Origin of the sequence: Flavobacterium sp. (assembly GCF_027483985.1) — a bacterium.
Classification (GTDB): Bacteria; Bacteroidota; Bacteroidia; order Flavobacteriales; family Flavobacteriaceae; genus Flavobacterium.
The window spans coordinates 1-20,645 of record NZ_JAIXTJ010000022.1; the positions used below are offsets into that span (position 1 = coordinate 1).

Consider the following 20,645-nt stretch of genomic DNA (forward strand, 5'->3'; position numbering starts at 1 on the left):
CCTAAGTCAATAAACACACCATAAGAAGTAATGTTTTTAACAACACCTTCTAATACTTGTCCTTTTTCTAATTGACCAATAATTTCTTTTTTCTGAACTTCGATATCTGCTTCGATAAGCGCTTTGTGCGATACAACAACATTTTTGAATTCGTGGTTGATTTTCACAACTTTGAATTCCATGTTTTTGTTTACGTATACATCGTAGTCACGGATTGGTTTCACATCAATTTGTGAACCTGGTAAGAATGCTTCAATTCCGAAAACATCTACAATCATACCACCCTTAGTTCTACATTTTACGAAACCTGTAACAATTTCACCAGTTTCGTTAGCAGAAATAACTCTATCCCATGATTTGATAGTTCTTGCTTTTCTGTGAGATAATACTAACTGACCTGTTTTGTCCTCACGAACGTCAATTAATACTTCTACTTTGTCACCCACTTTTAAGTTTGGGTTGTAACGGAATTCGTTTAAAGAAATAACACCTTCCGATTTTGCATTAATGTCAACAATTGCGTCTCTTTCAGTAATTCTAACTACTACACCTTCAACTACTTCTTCTTGGTCAGTAGAAATAAAAGTTTTAGTAACTAATTCTTCGAATTCTTGTAAGTTTTTCTCGTCAACTGCATCAATTCCTTCTGCGTAATTGTGCCAGTTAAATTCGTTTAAAAACGCTTGTTGATCTTTGTTTAATTCAGACATGCTGATAAAAAATTTGTATTTTGTTTTTCGTGAGTTTCTTTAAGCGATAGAAAAACAAAAGTGTTTTACATAAATAATTGATTTCCAAACGAAACTCTACTCTGCATTTTGGATTGCAAAAGTACTACTTTTTTGTCAATCTGCAAATTATGGCAGTAGAAAAAGAGAGGAGAATATAGAAAATAGATTATTTTTAATTAGAGCGAATGGTTTGGAGCTTTCTTGGTTTCCATTTTCCTGCTTTTCGTTGCAATTAAAATGCCTTCAAAAAATGAAGGCATTTTAATTTCCACTACAAATGCAAAGCATTCACTGAACTCCAATGAAAAATAAACACTTTGTGAAGTAATCAGGGCTAGATAGTAATTGTATTGAATAAAAAATCCGATAATTAAAACTATCGGATTTATATTTTTTTTTTTAGTGACTTACATTCGCCACTTCATCAGGATTGTGTTTGTGTTTGAAGAAAATCGCAAATAAAATAGCAATTACTAAAGCATAACCTGCAAAAGCCAACCAGATATTATGCCAATCTCTAGCGCCATTATTTGTAAAATAAGTATCAATTACAATTCCACTAATTAAACCGCCAAAAAAAGCGCCAAATCCGTTAGACATCATCATAAATAAACCTTGTGCAGAGGAACGAATTTTAGAATCAGTTGTAGTTTCAACAAACAACGAACCTGAAATATTAAAAAAGTCAAATGCCATTCCGTAAACAATACATGAAACGATAATCATCCACAAACCTTCCGCAGGATTTCCGTACGCAAACAGTCCGAAACGTAAAACCCAAGCAATCATTGATATTAACATTACTTGCTTAATACCAAAACGCTTTAAGAAAAAAGGAATAGCCAATATGAATAATGTCTCCGATATTTGTGAAATAGACATAATTATTGTTGAATACTTTATGACCAGAGTTGATAGTAAATTAGGGTAACTAAAAATATACTCCAATTTATTTAAAAGACCTTCAATTTTTAATAATTCTGGAATAAATTTCATATCAAATCTTTTGACTAATTCAGCATATTGTGGAACTTTTTCAAATTCTGACAAAAAAAGATCACCATACATATTAGTTAATTGTAGCGCACCTCCTAAAAACATTGAGAAAATAAAGAACAATGCCATTTTGTAGGTTCCAAATAATTTAAATGCACTCAATCCAAATTTTTCACCAAATGAGGCATCGTCTGAAATTAGTTTTTGTGGTGGACATTTTGGTAATGAAAAAGAATAAAATCCCAATGCAAAAGCAGCAAAAGCCGAAATGTAAAACATATTTGCAGACGCTTTATTATCGGTCAAATTGGTTATCCACATAGCAGCAATAAAACCAATTGTTCCCCAAACTCTAATGGGTGGAAAAACCTTTACAACATCATAATTGTTAGTTTTTAATATGTTGTAAGCTACCGAATTTGACAATGAAATCGTTGGCATATAGCACAACATTGCAGCAAAAATTACATAATAAAATGTCGTAGGATTATCTACTTGAGGAATATAAAGCAAAGCAATTCCTCCTAAAATATGAAGAACGCCATACAATTTTTCAGCGTTAATGTATTTATCAGCAATGATTCCAGTAATGGCTGGCATAATTATAGAAGAAATTCCTAATGTTGAAAAAATAGCGCCAAATTCAGCACCACTCCATTGTTTAGTTCCAAACCAATAATTCGCAACTGTTATCAACCAAGCACCCCAAACAAAGAACTGAAGAAAACTCATTAAAGTTAACCTAAACTTGATACTCATAATAAATATGTTTTTGTAATGTAAATAGATTGTAAATCTACTATTATTATCTAAATTTCCAAATGATAAATTGAAAATTACAAATGGTAGATTTAAAAATACAAAAGTTAAATTCTAAATTCCAAAATTGAAGATATTGAAAAAGTGAAATAAATAATAGAAATTTCGGTTTACTGATTAATTATTTCATCCACTAAATCCAAAACTGCTGCAAATTGCTCTTCTCTTGAAAGATAAGAATTATCGATTTCAATAGCATCTTCGTCAATAATTAAAGGAGAGTCTGCTCTATGCGTATCAATATAATCGCGTTCTTGAACATTTTTTAAAACCTCTTCATAAGAAACTTCGTCGCCTTTAGCCTGCAATTCATCAAAACGACGTTGTGCTCTTGTTTCGGCACTTGCGGTCATAAATATTTTAAGTTCAGCATCAGGGAAAACAACGGTTGCAATATCACGACCATCCATTACAATCGCTTTATTTTTGCCCATTTCTTGTTGTTGTTCTACCAATTTAGCACGAACTTCAGAAACTTCGGCTACTTTACTAACAAAACTCGATACTTCGATAGTTCTAATTTCATTTTCGACATTAATATCGTTAAGATACATTTCAGCAAACCCTAAATCGGCATTGAATTGAAAATGTAATTTGATATTTGATAAATCATCTATCAAGGCTTGTTTATCAAAATGTGATGAAGTGATGTATTCTTTTTGCATAGCAAATAGTGTTACAGCTCGATACATAGCGCCAGTATCGACATAAACATATCCTAAATGTGCGGCAAGTTGTTTGGCTAAGGTGCTTTTTCCGGTGGAAGAAAAACCATCCACAGCGATTGTAATTTTTTTCAATGTATGTTTATTTAATAACTATTATCTGAAAAATCAATTGTAAGTCCGAAAAGACTTGTATTTCCTGCTAAAGTATATCTTGAATAGGAATAATTAAATTTCATCTTTCCCATCTTTAATCCTAAACCAAGAGAAATTCCTGAGAAATTCCTTTGATCTACAATTCGCAATTCCTCTGCTCGTCTAAAATTATATCCAAGTCTAACGTTTATTCCTTTTGTTGGAAATAATTCAGCACCCAAAACTACGTGTCGCAGAGCATTGTTTAAAAATCCAACTTTTTCCTGAGTAGCTTCGCCGTCAATGCTTCCAATGGCTCGATTCGGATTAGAAAAACCAAGTTTCCATTGTTGTAAATTTTCTAAAGTTAGATGCCATCGCAACGGAACATTTTCGACTTCTTGAGAAACACCAATCAAAACTTCAAGTGGCAATTTCTCTTGAGTTCCTGCATAGGTTGTAAACTGGGTTCCAACATTTCTAACAACCAAACCCCAATTAACATCATTAGGTTCATCGATAAATAAAAATCCGAAATCGGCGGCACCACCAAACGAATTATAACTTTCTAAAGTGGACGAAATCAATTTGGCATTGGCTCCAAAATAAAAACTTGTAAAAGGAATATTGTAAGCATAACCAAAAGAAAGTGCAATTTCACTTCCTGTGAATGAAGATGTGGCTAGACCATTTTCGTCGTAACCATCAAAATTTCCGTAGTTTACATAATTTACTCCAGCGTGAAAGGTTTGCAAATGTCGGTCGTAAGTATAAGCATAAGCAGCAGTTCCATAGGTGACTTCCCCAAAATAACTTCCGTAATTTAAAGACAAATGGTTGTCCATTTCAGCATTAATTGTGGCAGGATTGAAATGTACTTGATTGACATCATTATCGTAGATTGTAATGACTTTTCCGCCCAAAGCCGCTTGTCGTGGTGAAGTAACAAGGTTTAAAAATTGATATACTGACTTACCTCCTAATTGCGCATAAGAAATGGCACAAAAAAGTAAAAAATAAGAGATAAATAGTTTTTTAAACATACAAAAAATAGCAATTTACATAACCTATAACGGAAATGCGAAGATATTATTTTTAAAGATAACCTAAAAATAAAAAAGGCATGAGGTTTTTCTCACGCCTTTAAAACTTATAATTCTTTTTTACTCTAAAATTTTAGCATTCTTTACCTTTTGATCTGTCACAGCAATAGCTATAACTTCACTCATTTCTTTCACATAATGAAACGTTAATCCGTCAAGATAATTAGGTTTGATTTCTTCGATGTCACTTTTGTTTTCGTGACATAAAATAATTTCTTTAACGTTAGCTCTTTTTGCAGCTAGAATTTTTTCTTTGATTCCTCCAACTGGCAAAACTTTTCCACGCAAAGTGATTTCACCAGTCATTGCTATTCCTTTTTTAATTTTTCGTTGTGTTAAAAGAGAAACTAATGAGGTTAGCATCGCTATTCCGGCACTTGGACCATCTTTTGGGGTTGCGCCTTCTGGAACGTGTAAATGAATATTATATTTAGAAAGAACTTCCTGATTTAATCCGAATGATTCTGCATTAGCTTTTATATATTCTAAGGCAATTGTCGCAGATTCTTTCATTACTGTGCCTAAATTACCTGTTAAAGTAAGTGAACCTTTGCCTTTGGAAATCAATGACTCAATAAAAAGAATATCACCACCAACTGATGTCCAAGCCAAGCCTGTAACTACACCTGCAACATCGTTACCTTCTGCTTTATCACGTTCGAGTTTTGGAGATCCTAAAACATTGATTATATCATCGGTTGTAACTTTCTTGTTATATTCTTCTTCCATTGCAACCGATTTGGCAGCATTTCTAATTACTTGTGCAATTTTTTGTTCTAAGCTTCTAACACCAGATTCACGTGTGTAACCTTCAACGATTTTTTCTAACTCTTTCTTTCCGATTGTTAAATCTTTAGAAGTTAAACCGTGTTCTTTTAACTGCTTTGGAAACAAATGTTGTTTAGCAATTTCAACTTTTTCTTCGGTTGTATAACCTGACATTTTTATAACTTCCATTCTATCTTTCAAGGCAGGTTGAATGGTTGACATTGTATTAGAAGTTGCAATGAACATAACTTTTGACAAATCATAACCCATTTCTAAGAAATTATCATAAAAAGCACTGTTTTGCTCAGGATCTAAAACTTCTAACAAAGCCGAAGATGGATCACCTTGATTGCTTACCGAAAGTTTATCAATTTCATCCAAAATAAAAACTGGATTCGAAGTTTGTGCTTTTTTGATGCTTTGAATAATTCTACCAGGCATTGCGCCAATATAGGTTTTTCTGTGACCTCTTATTTCTGCCTCGTCACGCAAACCACCGAGTGAAATTCTAACATACTCTCTACCTAAAGCTTCGGCAACCGATTTTCCAATAGATGTTTTTCCAACACCTGGAGGTCCAGTTAAACAAATGATTGGCGATTTCATATCATTTCTAAGTTTTAAAACTGCCAAATGTTCGATCATTCGCTTTTTTACATCTTCCAATCCAAAATGGTCTCTGTCTAAAACTTTTTGAGCGTGTTTTAAGTCAAAATTATCTTTAGAATATTTATTCCAAGGTAAATCTAAAAATAAATCCAAATAATTTCTTTGAATACCAAAATCTGGTGCCTGAGGATTCATTCGTTGCAACTTAGAAAATTCCTTTTCGAAATGTTTGCTGGTTTTTTCGTCCCATTTTTTGGCTTTTGCACGAGTGCGCATTTCCTCAAATTCCTGCTCATTAGAAACGCCACCCAATTCTTCTTGAATGGTTTTCATTTGCTGGTGCAAGAAATATTCGCGTTGCTGCTGGTCTAAATCAAAACGCACTTTAGATTGAATATCGTTTTTAAGCTCTAGCTTTTGCAATTCAACATTCATAAAACGTAGCGTTTCGAGGGCGCGCTCTTTCAGAACATTCATCATTAATAAACTTTGTTTTTCTTCTACAGAAAGATTCATATTAGAAGAAACAAAATTGATTAAGAAGGACTGACTTTCAATGTTTTTTATAGCAAAAGTGGCTTCGGTCGGAATATTCGGACTTTCTTTAATTATTTCAATAGCCAATTCCTTGATTGAATCGATAATAGTTTGAAATTCGGTGTCTTGTTTTCCTGGACGTTTCTCAGGAACTTCCTTGATATTGGCTGTGATAAATGGCGTTTCCGAAATAACTGAATCTATTTCAAAACGCTTTTTCCCCTGTAAAATAACGGTTACGTTACCATCTGGCATTTTTAGCACTCTCAAAATTCTAGCAACAGTACCAACGTGATTAATATCGTTTACAGATGGATCTTCGTCTTCTTCATTTTTTTGAGCAACAACTCCAATGATTTTATTTCCAGCATTGGCTTCGTTAATAAGTTTTATAGATTTATCTCTACCAGCAGTAATTGGAATAACTACTCCGGGAAACAAAACGGTATTTCTTAAAGGAAGTATTGGTAAAAACGAAGGTAATTCTTCGTTAGCCATTTCTTCTTCATCTTCTGGAGTTAATAAGGGAATCAATTCGGCTTCAGAATCAAATTCTTGAAGTGACAAATTGTCAAAGGCTATAATTTTTTGATTTGACATAGGTTGTAATGAGTCAATATGACATTAATTTAACTGCAATTTTCAAGCAAATATAAGTTTTGCGATACATTTATTGAATTAAAATCGATGTAAAGCGAAATTACACTGCAGAAAACTTCATTTATGGTGTTTAATTTATACTATTCTTAAATAGGACAATGATTATGCCAAAAAAAAATCCGCCATTTCGACGGATTTTCTATTAATAAATATCAAACTTTTTAAAATAAAGTATAATCTGTAAGTATGTTTGTATAAGATGTCGCACCTGATGTGATTACATTTTTAATTGGACCAACATTTTTAGCAAACCAATATTCGGTATCTGCAGCTGAACTAGTCACTCCATTTATTGAGGTGGTTTGACTTAATTTCATCTTAATGACATTTGTGTAAGTCTCACCATCTACAACTTCGGTATTTCCTGTTGATAAAATAGTTCCAGTATAATTTGTATTTTGAGTTATTACGGGAAAGGAAGGATCCGTGTAAGTTGTAGTTTGAGAGTAACTTCCGGTCCATGAACTACCTGCTGTTAAATAATCTTTTAAAAGCAGCATTTCATAACCAGTTTGCACTCCGTTAAAGCCACCTGCAGAAATATTCATATCTTCTAATTTTATAAAGTAATCGCCTGATGACTTTCTTAATCTTGATACTCCTGTGCCAGTTGCACCTCCACCAGCACCAGTCGCTTGATTAAAAGTATAATATGTAAATCCTCCGATGCTATTAACAGAAACCATTTTCATCGGCTGCTGCGGCACACCATTCAAACTATATATCCATTGGTTATTCAATGCAGTAGGCCAATAATCTCCTGAAGATGTTCCTCCTCCAGAACCTCCAGAACCACCTGAACCTCCACCAGCATTATTTCCACCAGAATTAACTTGTTGCAACAAAGTTGGATCAATTGGCTCATTATCACACGAAACAAATGAAAATGCTGCAAAAAGTATTGTAAAAATTGAAAGTATTTTAATCTTAGTCATTTTGATATTTTTTTCAAATATAATTATTTTTTGGATATAGAAAATTATTTTCTAGGAACTCTTGTCAATAAAATTAAACCAATAACAAAAAACACTCCTAAAAATACAATTGCATTTCTCATTGAACCTGTGATCATATCGATTGTACCGTAAATGGTCATTCCGATAACGATTCCGACTTTTTCGGTAACATCATAAAAACTAAAGAAAGACGCTGTATCTTCGGTTTCTGGTAATAATTTAGAATAAGTTGAACGCGCAATAGATTGAATTCCGCCCATAACCAATCCTACAAAACCTGCAGTTGCATAAAATTCAATAGGAGTTTCTACAAAATAAGCAAAAGCACAAAGCACCGCCCAAATAGCATTCAAACCTATTAAAGTCGAAATATTTCCATATTTTTCGGATACTCGTGATGTTATGAATGCTCCTAAAACAGCAACTAGTTGAATTAAAAGTATGCTAATTATTAATCCCATTGTTTTATCTTCTGTACCCCAATTTACTTCAGTTGCACCAAAATAAGTTGCAACAAGCATAACGGTTTGAACTGCCATAATAAAAACAAAATAACTATATAAATATCGCTTTAGGGCTAGATTTTGTTTTAATTGTTTCCAAACCAAACTTAACTCGTGAAAACCTTTGAATATAAAATCACTTGTTAGTGCAACATTAGTTCTATTTCCTTTAGGTAAATAATAATAAGTAATATGGCTGAAACCAATCCACCAAACACCAACCATTACAAAAGAAATTTTCATTGCTTCTTTAGAAGTTTCAATACCAAATTTATCTGGATACATTACCATAATAAGATTTATGATCAATAAAATAGTGCTTCCAATATATCCCATTGAAAAACCTTTGGCGCTCACGCGGTCTTGTTGCTCTGGAAAAGCGATATCTGGTAGATAGGAATTATAAAAAACTAAACTTGACCAAAATCCAATTAATCCGAAAAAATAGGCTGTATATCCTAAAAATAGATTATCAATTTCAAACCAATAAAGACTGATGCATGATAAACCACCTAGATAGCAGAAAAATCTTAAAAATGCTTTTTTATTTCCCAAATAATCTGAAATTCCTGAGAGAATTGGAGAACAAATTGCTACGATTAAAAACGCAAAAGCGGTAACAAAACTTATCATTGCTGTGGCTTTTACTTGCGTTCCAAAAATGAGTACGTTTTCTTTTTTAGCATCACTAAAAATCATTTCATAGAAAATTGGAAAAACCGCTGAGGCAATAACTAAACTGTAAACTGAGTTTGCCCAATCATAAAAAGCCCAAGCATTTAATAATTTTGAATGTCCTTTAGGAAGATTTGCCATACTATTATAAATTAAAAAAAGCTGCCAAAAATTGACAGCTTCAAATATACTCTTTTTTTATAATCTATAATATTATTTAAATGTTACTCCGAATTTAGCCGCTTCAGCTTTAGCCTGTGGTAATAACGAAGTTAAATTATCAATCCTTGTTTGATTACTTGGATGCGTACTTAAAATTTCTGGTGGCGCTTGTCCTCCAGATAAAGCTGACATTCGTTGCCAAACAGCTACAGCATTTTCTGGATTGTAACCTGCTATCGCCATTAATGTTAGTCCAATCATGTCGGCTTCGCTTTCGTGTTTTCTACTGAAAGGTAACATTACGCCAACTTGAGAACCAATTCCATAAGCTTGCATTACCAATTGTTGTGTTTGAGCATCTTGATTTGCCACGGCAACTGCTGTTCCAACTTGAACCACTTGTTGCACCATTCCAGCACTCATTCTTTGTTGACCGTGATTGGCTAATGCGTGCGCAACTTCGTGTCCCATAACTGCGGCAATACCCGCATCATCTTTACAAATTGGTAAAATTCCAGTGTAAAAAACAATTTTTCCACCAGGCATACACCATGCATTTACATCTTTGCTGTCTACTAAATTATATTCCCAATTGTATCCTGTTAGATAATCTGCGTGGCCATTTGCTGTCAACCATCGTTCTGCAGCAACCTTAATTTTAGTACCAACAGTTTCAATCTTTTTCGCTTCAGCCGTATTTTTAACAACTTTATTTTCAGTCAAAAATTGATTGTATTGTTGGAAAGCCATTGGAAATATTTGACTGTTTGGAACTAAAGCCATTGTACTTTTTCCTGTAAATGGATTTTTAGCACAAGACAATGCAAATGCTGCCACAAATAAACCTATTGTATATTTTTTATAACTCATACTATTTTTATTTTAATTCAAATTTACAAAATTTAAACACCAATGAAGTGTAATTCCGTAAAATCTTTATCAACAATCAGACCGTTTTCAAGAACAATTGATTCTTTATCAAAAATGATTTTCTCATTATCAATCTCAATTCCTTTAATTTCAAACGGTAAACCTTTTAAATTTATTTTTATGGTTTGGTATTGCGTTTCAAATGTTCCTTCCTTGTGTTGTGTAATAAAGAGCTCGTTTTCTTTACCGTTTAAGGTAAAAGTTTTGTAACTATATCTTCCTTTGTTATAATCGTAACCGTCTTGGGCATCTTCATATACAAAAGATTTTTCTTTACCGAATTTATAGTATACTTCCAACGTCAATTCTGGAGATTCAAGTTGACCAACATATTGCTGAACCGGATATTTAGGTATGATTGCACCTTCTTTTACAAATAAAGGAATTTGATCAAAATCGGTAGCAACCCATAGTTCTTTTTTGCCTTTTACTAATTCATTTGTCCAATAGTTATACCAATTGCCTTCAGGCAAATACATTCTTCTACCTAAAGCATTAGGTTCTAGAATTGGGCAAACCAAAATTTGATTTCCGAAGATAAACTCATCGGTTCTATAATGTGTTTGTGGATCATTTTGATCAAAATAAACTAATGGTTTTAACATTGGAGTACCATCATTTACATAATCCCAAAACATTGTATATAAATAAGGTAACAATTGATAGCGAAGTTCTACAAACTTTCTGGTGATATCAATTACTTCATCTCCAAAACTCCATGGTTCTTGTTCGCCATGATGTCCTGAGGAATGTGTTCTGCAAAAAGGATGAAAGACACCCAATTGAATCCAACGAGCGTATAATTCGGCAGTTGGTTGTTCGGCAAATCCTCCAATATCTGAACCTGTGAATCCCATTCCTGAGATTGACATACGTTGCATTTGAATATTAGCAATCCATAAATGTTCCCAAGTGGCTACATTATCGCCTGTCCAAGATGATGTATAACGTTGTGCTCCAGAATAAGCCGAACGAGTAATTACAAAGGGACGTTTTGGATAGGCAAATCGTTTTACACCTTCATAAGTAGCACGCGCCATTTGAGTTCCATAAACGTTATGCGCTTTTCTATGACTGCAATTATTTCCATCATAATTATGACGAACATCTAATGGAAATGTTTTGGTTGGAACTTCCATTACTGCTGGTTCGTTCATATCATTCCAAACACCTTTTACTCCTATTTCAGCTACTAATTCTTTGAACAAACCTGCCCACCATTCTCTAACTTCGGGATTGGTATAATCCGGAAAATTACATTCTCCTGGCCAAACTTTTCCTTTCATATAAGGTCCATCGGCACGTTTACAGAAATAGTCTTTTTCTAAAGCTTCTTGATAAACCGAATAATCTTTATCAATTTTAATTCCAGGATCAATGATTACAACAGTTTTGAATCCGTCTTTTGCTAAATCAGCAACCATTTTTTTAGGTTCAGGAAAATATTCTTTGCTCCAAGTAAAACAACGAAAACCTTCCATATAATCAATGTCTAAATAGATGGCATCGCAAGGAATTTGAAGTTCTCTAAATTTTGAAGTGATTTCTCTTACTTTAGATTCTGGAAAATAACTCCATTTGCATTGATGATAACCCAAAGTCCATAACGGTGGAAGTTCCGGTTTTCCTGTAAGATGCGTATAAGTTGTAACAACATCGCTCATTTTTGGACCATAAATGAAATAATAATTCATTTCACCACCATCAGCCCAAAAGCTCGTTACACCTTTGCGCTCGTTACTAAAATCGAAGAACGAACGAAACGTATTATCAAAGAAAATTCCGTAAGCTTTGTTGTGATGTAAACCAATGTAGAATGGAACAACTTTGTATAATGGCTCTTGATCTTTATGAAAGGCGTATTGATCTGTTGCCCAATTCTCGAGTCGCTTTCCTTTTAGATTAAGATGCGTTGCTTTATCACCTAATCCGTAAAACGATTCGCCATCGTGCGACATTTTACTCATTTTTACAATGTTACCGCCATATTCGTAACATTCTTCCCAATGAAAACCAATTTCATCTTCAAGAATTGTGGTTCCATCTAATTCGTAAATTCCGACACGACAATCATTTTTTTGAACTACAACATATACTTTTGATGTTTTAATTCGATAATGATCTGCTTCTTCAGAAACTTCTAATACATTGTATCCGTGTGATTGCGTTTTATCGATGGCATAAGAAAAATCATTGCTGAAATATCCTTTTGCTGTAAATCGAAAACGAATCATACTATCGCGAAGCACCGTTACTCGAAGAATAACATTATTATCGGTATGAAAATCTATAGAATCTACTTCGTGTTTGTAAGAAATTATTTTTGAAGGATATAAATCGCCTTTATGTTCCAGTTCGGTATTGATTATCATAGCATTAAATTTAAGACAATTTGCGAAAATACGAATGTAGCCTCGAATTTTCAAAAGTAATTTGAGTAGTTTTTAACGATAACGTTTGCGGATGATTAAAACTATTATAATTTTTAAAACCATTAAGATATTAAGTTTCATTAAGATTTACTTCTATTGTAATTCTTAATTTCCTTAATATCTTAATGGTCAAAAAGTCTATCCTATTTTAAAAACTGAAATTCCTAATGGAGCAAGAATAACTTCTGCTGAAAATTCTCTTCCATTCCACAGTGTTACTTCTATTTTTATTGGTTTTGAGTTACTAACCCCACTTCCATTATATTCTTCATTGTCAGAATTGAAAATTTCTGTTAACTTACCTTTTATTGGAAGTCCGATTCTGTAGTTTTCGTGAACAACTGGTGTCATATTACAAACCACAATTAGATTTTCTTTTTCCTTATGTCCTTTACGGATATAGGCTAAAACTGAATTTTCATTATCTGAATAATTGATCCATTCAAAACCTTCTGCTGAGAATTGTTTTTCGTATAAAGCTGGATGATTTTTGTACAATGCATTTAAATCGGTAATGCATTTTTTGATACCATCGTGATAGCCAAATTGAAGCAAATGCCAATCTAGACTGCTTTCAAAATTCCATTCAGATGTTTGTCCGAATTCGCCACCCATAAACAATAATTTTGCTCCTGGATGCGTGAACATATAGCCGTAAAGTAAACGAAGATTTGCAAAACGTTGCCATTCATCACCGGGCATTCTTCCTTGAATGGAGTGTTTACCGTAAACTACTTCATCGTGCGAAAGTGGTAACATAAAATTCTCTGTAAATGCATAAGTCATAGAAAAAGTTATGTCGTTTTGATGGTATTTTCTATACACACTTTCTTTGGCAAAATATTGCAAAGTATCGTGCATCCAACCCATCATCCATTTCATTCCGAAACCTAAACCACCAAGGAAAGTTGGACGAGAAACCATTGGAAAACTGGTACTTTCTTCAGCAATTGTTTGAACATCTGGAAAATTGGCATAAACTGCCTCGTTGAAATCTTTTAGGAAACTGATAGTATCTAAATTTTCTCTTCCTCCATAAATATTTGGTTCCCACTCGCCTTCTTTTCTGGAATAATCTAGATATAACATTGACGCAACAGCATCAACTCGAAGTCCGTCAATGTGGTAATTTTTTAACCAGAAAATTGCATTGCTTATTAAGAACGAACGAACTTCATTACGACCATAATTAAAAATCAAACTCTTCCAATCAGGATGATATCCTTTTCTTCTGTCGGGATGTTCATAAAGATTTGAACCATCAAAAAATCCTAATCCGTGTGCATCGTCTGGAAAATGTGATGGAACCCAATCCAAGATTACTCCTATTCCTGCTTGGTGCAATTTATCGACCAAAAGCATAAAATCTTGCGGTTTTCCGAAGCGAGATGTTGGTGCAAAATAGCCTACCAATTGATAACCCCAAGATGGATCGTAAGGATATTCCATAATTGGCATAAACTCAACGTGTGTAAAACCTGTTTCTTTTACATACGAAACCAATTGGTCTGCCAATTCAATGTAAGTCAAAAACTTGCCATCTGCATTACGTTTCCACGAACCTAAATGTACTTCGTAAACCGAAAATGGTTTGTCCAATCCGTTTTTATCTTTTCGGATTTCCATCCATTTGGTGTCTTTCCATTTGTAATCTAAGTCCCAAATTACGGATGCTGTTTGCGGTGGATGCTCACAATATAAAGCGAATGGATCGGCTTTTTCAGTGATCAAACCGCCATTGTTAGATTGAATTTTGTATTTATAGGTTGTTCCTTTATCAACACCTGGAATGAAACCTTCCCAAATTCCGGATTCGTCCCAACGAACGTTTAGTTGGTGTTCGCCTTGTACCCAAAAGTTGAAATCGCCCACAACAGAAACCGAGCGCGCTGATGGTGCCCAAACGGCAAAATAAACGCCTTTAACTCCATTTACTTCAATAAGATGTGCGCCTAATTTTTCGTAAAGTTGAAAATGTTTTCCTGCTTTGAATAAATCGATGTCGAAATCGGTGAATAAGGAATGCGGTTGTACTTGGTTCATTTTTTAATTGTCATTGTGAGGAAAAAATTAATCTCAACCTCTTCATTAATATTTTTATTTTTGACCTTCTGCTAAGTTTAAGTCTAATTTAATGTTTGAATATTTTTTAAGCCATTTTTCTATTGATTTTACTAAATCATCTATATTACTTAAAAATTCATCAAATGTCATTTTTGGATAAGTTTCTGACCAAATTTTCTCATCAACTTCATTAAAATTAATTCTAATAAATTCTTTACTCAATGAATTTTCAGTCTTTAAAAACATTTTAAATTCCAAAAATTCAATCTTTTTTTTAATTTTTTTTGGTAACCAATAACTTCTTTTAATTTCAAAAATTTTTAACCATGCTTTATTGTAATCTTCAACAGAAACCAACACAAGCTTATTTTTATCTAATTTATAAAATGGTAATTCTTTAATTCCAATAATTTTATCTCTATTTGTTCCTAAATTATATTCTCCAATTTCCCCAATTGGATACATATACTTACCTTTAAGCAAATCAACTAATTCCAAAACTTTATCAGTGCGTCTTTGAATAAATATTGTATCAATACCGAATCTATCGTATAGTTTGAAAGCAATATAAAGAGTTATTAAAGTAGCTGTTGTACTTACAAATCCTAATGAAACTGAAAAAACATCTAATAATTTGTCTTCAGATTCTCTAATAAAAAATGGAATTACAAATGAGATTAAACATAAAATTATACTTAAACCAATTAATTCTTTCTTTTTCACTTTTTTTGCCATTTATTATTCTGTTTTCTATTAAATACTTATACTAAGTAGCCCCGATTGTAGTGGAAATCCTTTTTCTTTTTTCTTTAAAAAGGAAAAGATTGGAACGGAAAGCGGGAGTTGCCATTATCGAAAATACCTAAGCCAATCGCTCCTAACTTCGACAAAGCTTAGCCTGACATTAATATCCCATAATCGTTTGAATACCTCGCAATGGAATTACTGCCCAACGTGGTCGAGAATTTAACTCATAACCCAACTCGTAAACTGCTTTTTCAAGGATGCAATATTTTAGTAAAAAGTTGATTTCGTGGCTGTAACCTATATTTAAATTTTCTGATTGTGCTTTTTCGATGTAGGTTTCTAGGAAAGCGCCGACAAGGTATTTGAATAATAATTCACCTGCTTTGAACAATTCTTCTTGCTCGAATGGGTATTTATCGGCATTATTGAAAATGGTTGCGTAAATAGCGTAATGAAAGGAACGAAACATTCCAGCTACGTCTTTTAATGGTGGTTGCTTTACTTTTCTATCTCGAATGGTGCTTTCTGGCTCACCTTCAAAATCAAGCAGATAAAAATCGTCTCCGTTTACCAAAACTTGACCGAGATGGAAATCTCCGTGAATTCTGATGCGTTCCGATTTCATTTTGGTCCAATCAAAATCTACGAAATGTTTACGAATTAGCTTTTTATTTTCAAGAAATTGATGCGCTAAATCGAGTGCCATTCCGTCGAGTTTGTGCAAACTATTTTCTATAATATTCAGTCGATTTTGGAATTGGTATAGCAAACGATTTTTCAACCAAACGGTGTAATCTCCGTTGTAAGTGGTTGGTGTAAAAGCAGTTTCGTGAATATCGCTTCCGAGTGCGATGTGCATTTCGGCAGTTCGCAAGGCTAAAGTTTGTACTTTTAGAAACAAACTCAAACCAACCCAATCAATAATTTCGGGTGGAATTTCGTTGATTTTTAGTCGTTTGAATAAGTCAACATCTGGAAGTTTGTCGATTTTGATTTTCTTTCTGGAAAGATTGTCGAAAACTCCGTCCATTTGCTCTAACATAAACTTCCAAGCGTCACCTTGATTGGGAACTAATTCTTGCATTAATCCTAAGGTAATATTGCCTTCGGTCATTGCAATATTAATACTTCCGGTGTAGGCTGGTGTGTTTTGATAGTGCATTCTTTCGGTCAAAAAACGACTCAATTCATAGTCAGGATTGGTGCTTACATAAATTCGTCTGAATATTTTTAACACCAAAGTATCATTATAAATAATCGAAGTATTACTCTGCTCGACACCCATAAATTTGGATGATTTGTATTCTTTGTCGACTAAATTTATTCCTTTATGAAAAATAAGTTTAAGTGCTTTATTTTGAGTTTCGTTAACAATGTTTTCAAAAAGTAATCTTCTAAAATCGTCTTGGTGAAGCGCATCAACGAGATAGCCATCGATGTTGCCGAACTTCGCCGGTGAAATGATTGTGTTAGTATCCAATTCGTCATTTGTCATAAAGGCGATTGGCATAAAATAATGCTGGTAAAACGCTTCTTTAAAATTCACTTCTAGTAAAACTCCGTAGTAAGTGTTTTTTTTTGAAGTAATTTTGAAATGATCAACAACTTCAATGTACTTTAATGTACTAGCTTTTCCGCCATACCATCTCTTGTTGATGATGTAGTTTTCAAGTATGTCTGAAGAAAATATTTTGACAAATTCATCGTCGCTAAAAGCATCTTTCCATTCATTTTTAAATTTGAATGGCGTTGCAAAAGTATCTTGATTGTCGTTTTTCATAATTATAAATTAATTATTAATAATTACTTCTGAATTTTAAATAAGTGAAAAGGTAAAACTGGATGCAACTCAACAAAATTCCATTCTTTATCCCAATTATAGCTGTTTCCTGTAATCAAATCTACCACCGTTATGGATTGTCCTTCGTGAATTCCTAAGGATTTTAATGGCAATTTAACCCATGCTTGTTTAGCATAATAAGCATCTAAACTTGCAATCATTAAGGTTTCATTTTCTTTGTTATCGTCAAATTTGTAATAGGCAATAACTTGTTCGTTATCAGTATCACAAAATTCAATATTATTGGTTTGTTGCAATGATATTTGCTCTTTTCTAATTTGATTAATTTTAGAAATTAGCATTGTAATTTTGTTTTCTTTCTCCCAATCCCAAAGACGAATTTGGTATTTTTCACTATCCATATATTCTTCTTTTCCCGGAATAGCATCTGAAATCATATATTCAAATACTGGTCCGTAAATTCCAACAGATGAACTCAATGTAGCTGCTATAAAATACTTTTGCAAGTGCGTACTTTCATTCGCACCTTGCAAAGCAAACGGATTGATATCTGGAGTATTTGGCCAAAAATTAGGTCGGAAGAATTCTTTTTGATTGGTTTGTGTTAGTTCAGTTAAATACTCTTGCAATTCTGCTTTAGTATTTCGCCAAGTATAATAAGTATATGATTGCGTGAAACCTTGTTTAGCTAACTCGTTCATAATTTTAGGACGTGTAAAAGCTTCCGCTAAAAACAACACATCTGGATGTTTTTTCTTTACTTCGGCAATTAACCAACCCCAAAAATAAAAAGGTTTTGTGTGCGGATTATCAACTCTGAAAACTCTAATTCCACATTCTTCAACCCAAAATAAAGCACAATTTAATAACTCTTTCCAAAGGTTTTTCCAGTCGTCACTTTCAAAGTAAATTGGTAGAATATCTTGGTATTTCTTTGGAGGATTTTCGGCATATTGAACCGTTCCATCAGGGCGCCATTTAAACCATTGCGGAAACTCTTTAACATAAGGATGATCTGGTGCCGCTTGAAGCGCAAAGTCCATTGCGATTTCAATTCCTAAATCTTTTGCCGTAATGACCATTGATTTGAAATCATCAATCGTTCCTAATTCTGGGTGAATTGATTTGTGACCACCATATTGAGATCCAATTCCCCAAGGCGAACCAACATCTCCGGGTTGAGCGTCAGTTGCATTATTTTTTCCTTTGCGATTTACTTCTCCAATTGGATGAACTGGTGGAAAATACAAAGTATCAAATCCCATTTTAGCAACTTTAGGTAAAATCTGCTCACAATCTTTAAAAGTTCCGTGTTTACCTTCTTCTTTTGAAGCAGAACGCGGAAAAAACTCGTACCACGTACTGAATAATGCCTTTTGTCTATCAACATAAACTCTTAATTCTTGAGTTTGATTTGCTAAAAACTTAGTTGGATTTTCTTTGAAGATAGTTTTTAATTTATCAGAAACTGCTTCAATGATAGCTTTATCATAATTAGCTTCATTTGAGAATAAATCAACAACTTCATTTAAATATTTTTTATCTGAAGCTGAAACTTTTGATAATAAAGGTTTTATGTACTCTACTCCTTCTAACAATTCCGATTTTACGTGTTGGTTGTCATTTATTTTTTTACCAATACAGTATTGCCAATTTAGAGCATAATCAACCCAAGCTTCGACAAAATAAAGGTAATAACCTTGCTTTTCAACTGAAAAAGTAGCTTCGAAAGCATCATTTGGCAAAGCATTCATTCTAACTTCTGACCATTTCTTGTCCTTTTCATATTTATATTGAACAACCGCTTCCATAACATCGTGTCCATCTGATAAAATATCGGCAGTCACGTTTACTTTTTGTCCAACAATTCTTTTTATAAAAAATGCCCCATTGTCTAATTGAGGCAAAACATTTTCAATTACTACGCGTTTTTGATTTAGCATTTTCCGATTAATTTATTGATGCCTAAATTTAAGAAAAAAAGATAAAATAAAGTAACTTGCATTAAAATTTATTGAAATGTCAAAAAATAAAGAAATAGAAGCCCAAACATTGAAAATTCCGAAGGTAATATTGATAACCGCTAAATTATTAGAAGTAATTTCAACAAAGTTGGTAACAAAATTCGCTGCAAAACTATTTACGACTCCAATAAAACATAAAATTCCGAAACGCGAATTTCATATGGATAAAGAAAGCGTTCAAGAAAAAGTTTTCGTTCCTTCAATAAATAAAGAAATTGTAGTTTATCATTATGGAAAAAGTGAAAAGCAAATTTTATTAGTTCACGGTTGGTCTGGCAGAGGAACTCAATTAGTTAAGATTGCAGATGAGTTACTTAATTTAGGGTATTCGACAATAAGTTTTGATGCACCAGCACACGGCAAATCTAAAGGAAATTCATCGATAATGGTCGAATTCATTGCTTCTATTCTAGAATTGGAAAAACAATTTGGACCATTTCAATTTGCGATTGGTCATTCACTTGGAGGAATGGCAATTTTGAATGCCATTAGAGAAAAACTGAAAGTAAGAAAAGTAGTTCTAATTGGAAGCGGAGATATTATTCAAGACATAATTGATGATTTTATTAAAAAGTTGAAATTAAATCCTGAAATTGGAATTAAATTAAGAGAGCATTTTAAGAAAAAATACGGCGTAGAAATGAATTATTACTCAGCTTCAATTGCTGCAAAAGAAGTTTTAATTCCTGTTTTAATAATTCACGATGAGAATGATGTTGATGTAAATGTTAAAGCAGCTTATAACATTAAAGAAAACTTAAATATTTCAGAATTGATGATAACTAAAAACTTAGGTCATCGAAAAATACTAGGTAACAACGAAGTCGTTCAAAGGATAGTTACTTTTATTAAAGACCTATAAACCAATACTTAGTATAATATTTATGGCGTGCCCCAAGGGTCGTGCTATTCGCTGTATCTTTTCTTTTTTAAGAAAAAAAGAAAAGGATGCCGCTACTATCACTCACGCAACCTCGTAAAAAAAACATCATTTTCAATAAATAAACTTGTATACTACTCATTTTGGGTAGGGATTTCAAAAAGATAACGACATTTCATTATCGTACTGCACTATTATTTAAGCTGTAAATAGAAAACTTAAGTACTGATACATTTGTTTAGATAGTTTTTATTCAATTTTTTTTAAATCGATATAAAACAAAAAACCCCTATCAAATAAATGATAGAGGTTTTCAAAAAGAAGGCGGTGACATACTCTCCCACAGTTATGCAGTACCATCTGCGCAATCGGGCTTAACTTCTCTGTTCGGAATGGGAAGAGGTGAGCCCCGACGCAATAACCACCTTAAGAGGTTTTGCAAGGGTGC

At 33.1% G+C, this 20,645-nt stretch carries 14 protein-coding genes and 1 rRNA gene; 1 reads left to right on the forward strand and 14 read right to left on the reverse strand.

Annotated features, from left to right (window positions below; translation table 11 throughout):
* The 13 genes from Q0050_RS05560 to Q0050_RS05620 form a co-directional block, all read right to left on the reverse strand.
* The coding region (locus Q0050_RS05560; protein WP_298393146.1) for a S1 RNA-binding domain-containing protein at positions 1-710 on the reverse strand (710 nt) is incomplete at its 3' end.
* A gap of 420 nt (positions 711-1,130) precedes the next feature.
* Positions 1,131-2,486, reverse strand: coding sequence for a nucleoside permease (locus Q0050_RS05565; RefSeq protein ID WP_298393148.1), 1,356 nt, complete (start codon positions 2,484-2,486; stop codon positions 1,131-1,133).
* 170 nt (positions 2,487-2,656) lie between these two features.
* Positions 2,657-3,346 carry a (d)CMP kinase gene (gene cmk / locus Q0050_RS05570; RefSeq protein ID WP_298393150.1) on the reverse strand — a complete coding sequence of 230 codons (690 nt, stop codon included), beginning with the start codon at positions 3,344-3,346 and terminating at the stop codon, positions 2,657-2,659.
* 11 nt (positions 3,347-3,357) lie between these two features.
* Positions 3,358-4,389 carry a type IX secretion system protein PorQ gene (gene porQ, locus Q0050_RS05575; protein WP_298393152.1) on the reverse strand — a complete coding sequence of 344 codons (1,032 nt, stop codon included), beginning with the start codon at positions 4,387-4,389 and terminating at the stop codon, positions 3,358-3,360.
* A 120-nt stretch (positions 4,390-4,509) separates the two neighbouring features.
* On the reverse strand, positions 4,510-6,963 hold the full coding sequence (gene lon, locus Q0050_RS05580; RefSeq protein WP_298393154.1) for an endopeptidase La: 2,454 nt from the start codon (positions 6,961-6,963) through the stop codon (positions 4,510-4,512).
* Positions 6,964-7,184: 221 nt separating this feature from the next.
* Positions 7,185-7,958: a hypothetical protein gene (locus Q0050_RS05585; protein ID WP_298393156.1), complete on the reverse strand. Its 774-nt coding sequence runs from the start codon at positions 7,956-7,958 to the stop codon at positions 7,185-7,187.
* A 44-nt stretch (positions 7,959-8,002) separates the two neighbouring features.
* Entirely contained in the window at positions 8,003-9,298 is a 1,296-nt protein-coding gene (locus Q0050_RS05590) for an MFS transporter (RefSeq protein WP_298393158.1), read from the reverse strand.
* 72 nt (positions 9,299-9,370) lie between these two features.
* Positions 9,371-10,189 (reverse strand): M48 family metallopeptidase, encoded by an 819-nt coding sequence (locus Q0050_RS05595; RefSeq protein WP_298393160.1) that lies wholly within the window; start codon positions 10,187-10,189, stop codon positions 9,371-9,373.
* A gap of 32 nt (positions 10,190-10,221) precedes the next feature.
* Positions 10,222-12,621: a glycoside hydrolase family 31 protein gene (locus Q0050_RS05600; RefSeq protein WP_298393162.1), complete on the reverse strand. Its 2,400-nt coding sequence runs from the start codon at positions 12,619-12,621 to the stop codon at positions 10,222-10,224.
* Positions 12,622-12,819: 198 nt separating this feature from the next.
* Positions 12,820-14,724, reverse strand: coding sequence for a 1,4-alpha-glucan branching protein GlgB (glgB, locus tag Q0050_RS05605; protein WP_298393163.1), 1,905 nt, complete (start codon positions 14,722-14,724; stop codon positions 12,820-12,822).
* 54 nt (positions 14,725-14,778) lie between these two features.
* Entirely contained in the window at positions 14,779-15,480 is a 702-nt protein-coding gene (locus tag Q0050_RS05610) for a hypothetical protein (RefSeq protein ID WP_298393164.1), read from the reverse strand.
* A gap of 169 nt (positions 15,481-15,649) precedes the next feature.
* Positions 15,650-17,272 carry a trehalose synthase gene (locus tag Q0050_RS05615; RefSeq protein ID WP_298393166.1) on the reverse strand — a complete coding sequence of 541 codons (1,623 nt, stop codon included), beginning with the start codon at positions 17,270-17,272 and terminating at the stop codon, positions 15,650-15,652.
* 23 nt (positions 17,273-17,295) lie between these two features.
* Entirely contained in the window at positions 17,296-19,236 is a 1,941-nt protein-coding gene (locus Q0050_RS05620; RefSeq protein WP_298393168.1) for an alpha-1,4-glucan--maltose-1-phosphate maltosyltransferase, read from the reverse strand.
* A gap of 76 nt (positions 19,237-19,312) precedes the next feature.
* On the opposite strand from Q0050_RS05620, the gene Q0050_RS05625 reads away from it, so the two are divergent.
* Complete coding sequence (locus Q0050_RS05625) at positions 19,313-20,179, forward strand: alpha/beta hydrolase (RefSeq protein WP_298393170.1); 867 nt, start codon at positions 19,313-19,315, stop codon at positions 20,177-20,179.
* A 337-nt stretch (positions 20,180-20,516) separates the two neighbouring features.
* Here Q0050_RS05625 and rrf read toward each other — a convergent pair.
* Positions 20,517-20,626, reverse strand: a 5S ribosomal RNA gene (rrf, locus tag Q0050_RS05630).
* Between the last annotated feature and the right edge of the window lie 19 nt (positions 20,627-20,645).

Bases quoted from the DNA above. Each gene is read 5' to 3' on its own strand.
- Q0050_RS05565 (WP_298393148.1), bottom strand. From the start codon at position 2,486: ATGAGTATCAAGTTTAGGTTAACTTTAATGAGTTTTCTTCAGTTCTTT.
- porQ (WP_298393152.1), bottom strand. From the start codon at position 4,389: ATGTTTAAAAAACTATTTATCTCTTATTTTTTACTTTTTTGTGCCATT.
- lon (WP_298393154.1), bottom strand. From the start codon at position 6,963: ATGTCAAATCAAAAAATTATAGCCTTTGACAATTTGTCACTTCAAGAA.
- Q0050_RS05585 (WP_298393156.1), bottom strand. From the start codon at position 7,958: ATGACTAAGATTAAAATACTTTCAATTTTTACAATACTTTTTGCAGCA.
- Q0050_RS05590 (WP_298393158.1), bottom strand. From the start codon at position 9,298: ATGGCAAATCTTCCTAAAGGACATTCAAAATTATTAAATGCTTGGGCT.
- Q0050_RS05595 (WP_298393160.1), bottom strand. From the start codon at position 10,189: ATGAGTTATAAAAAATATACAATAGGTTTATTTGTGGCAGCATTTGCA.
- Q0050_RS05600 (WP_298393162.1), bottom strand. From the start codon at position 12,621: ATGATAATCAATACCGAACTGGAACATAAAGGCGATTTATATCCTTCA.
- glgB (WP_298393163.1), bottom strand. From the start codon at position 14,724: ATGAACCAAGTACAACCGCATTCCTTATTCACCGATTTCGACATCGAT.
- Q0050_RS05610 (WP_298393164.1), bottom strand. From the start codon at position 15,480: ATGGCAAAAAAAGTGAAAAAGAAAGAATTAATTGGTTTAAGTATAATT.
- Q0050_RS05615 (WP_298393166.1), bottom strand. From the start codon at position 17,272: ATGAAAAACGACAATCAAGATACTTTTGCAACGCCATTCAAATTTAAA.
- Q0050_RS05620 (WP_298393168.1), bottom strand. From the start codon at position 19,236: ATGCTAAATCAAAAACGCGTAGTAATTGAAAATGTTTTGCCTCAATTA.
- Q0050_RS05625 (WP_298393170.1), top strand. From the start codon at position 19,313: ATGTCAAAAAATAAAGAAATAGAAGCCCAAACATTGAAAATTCCGAAG.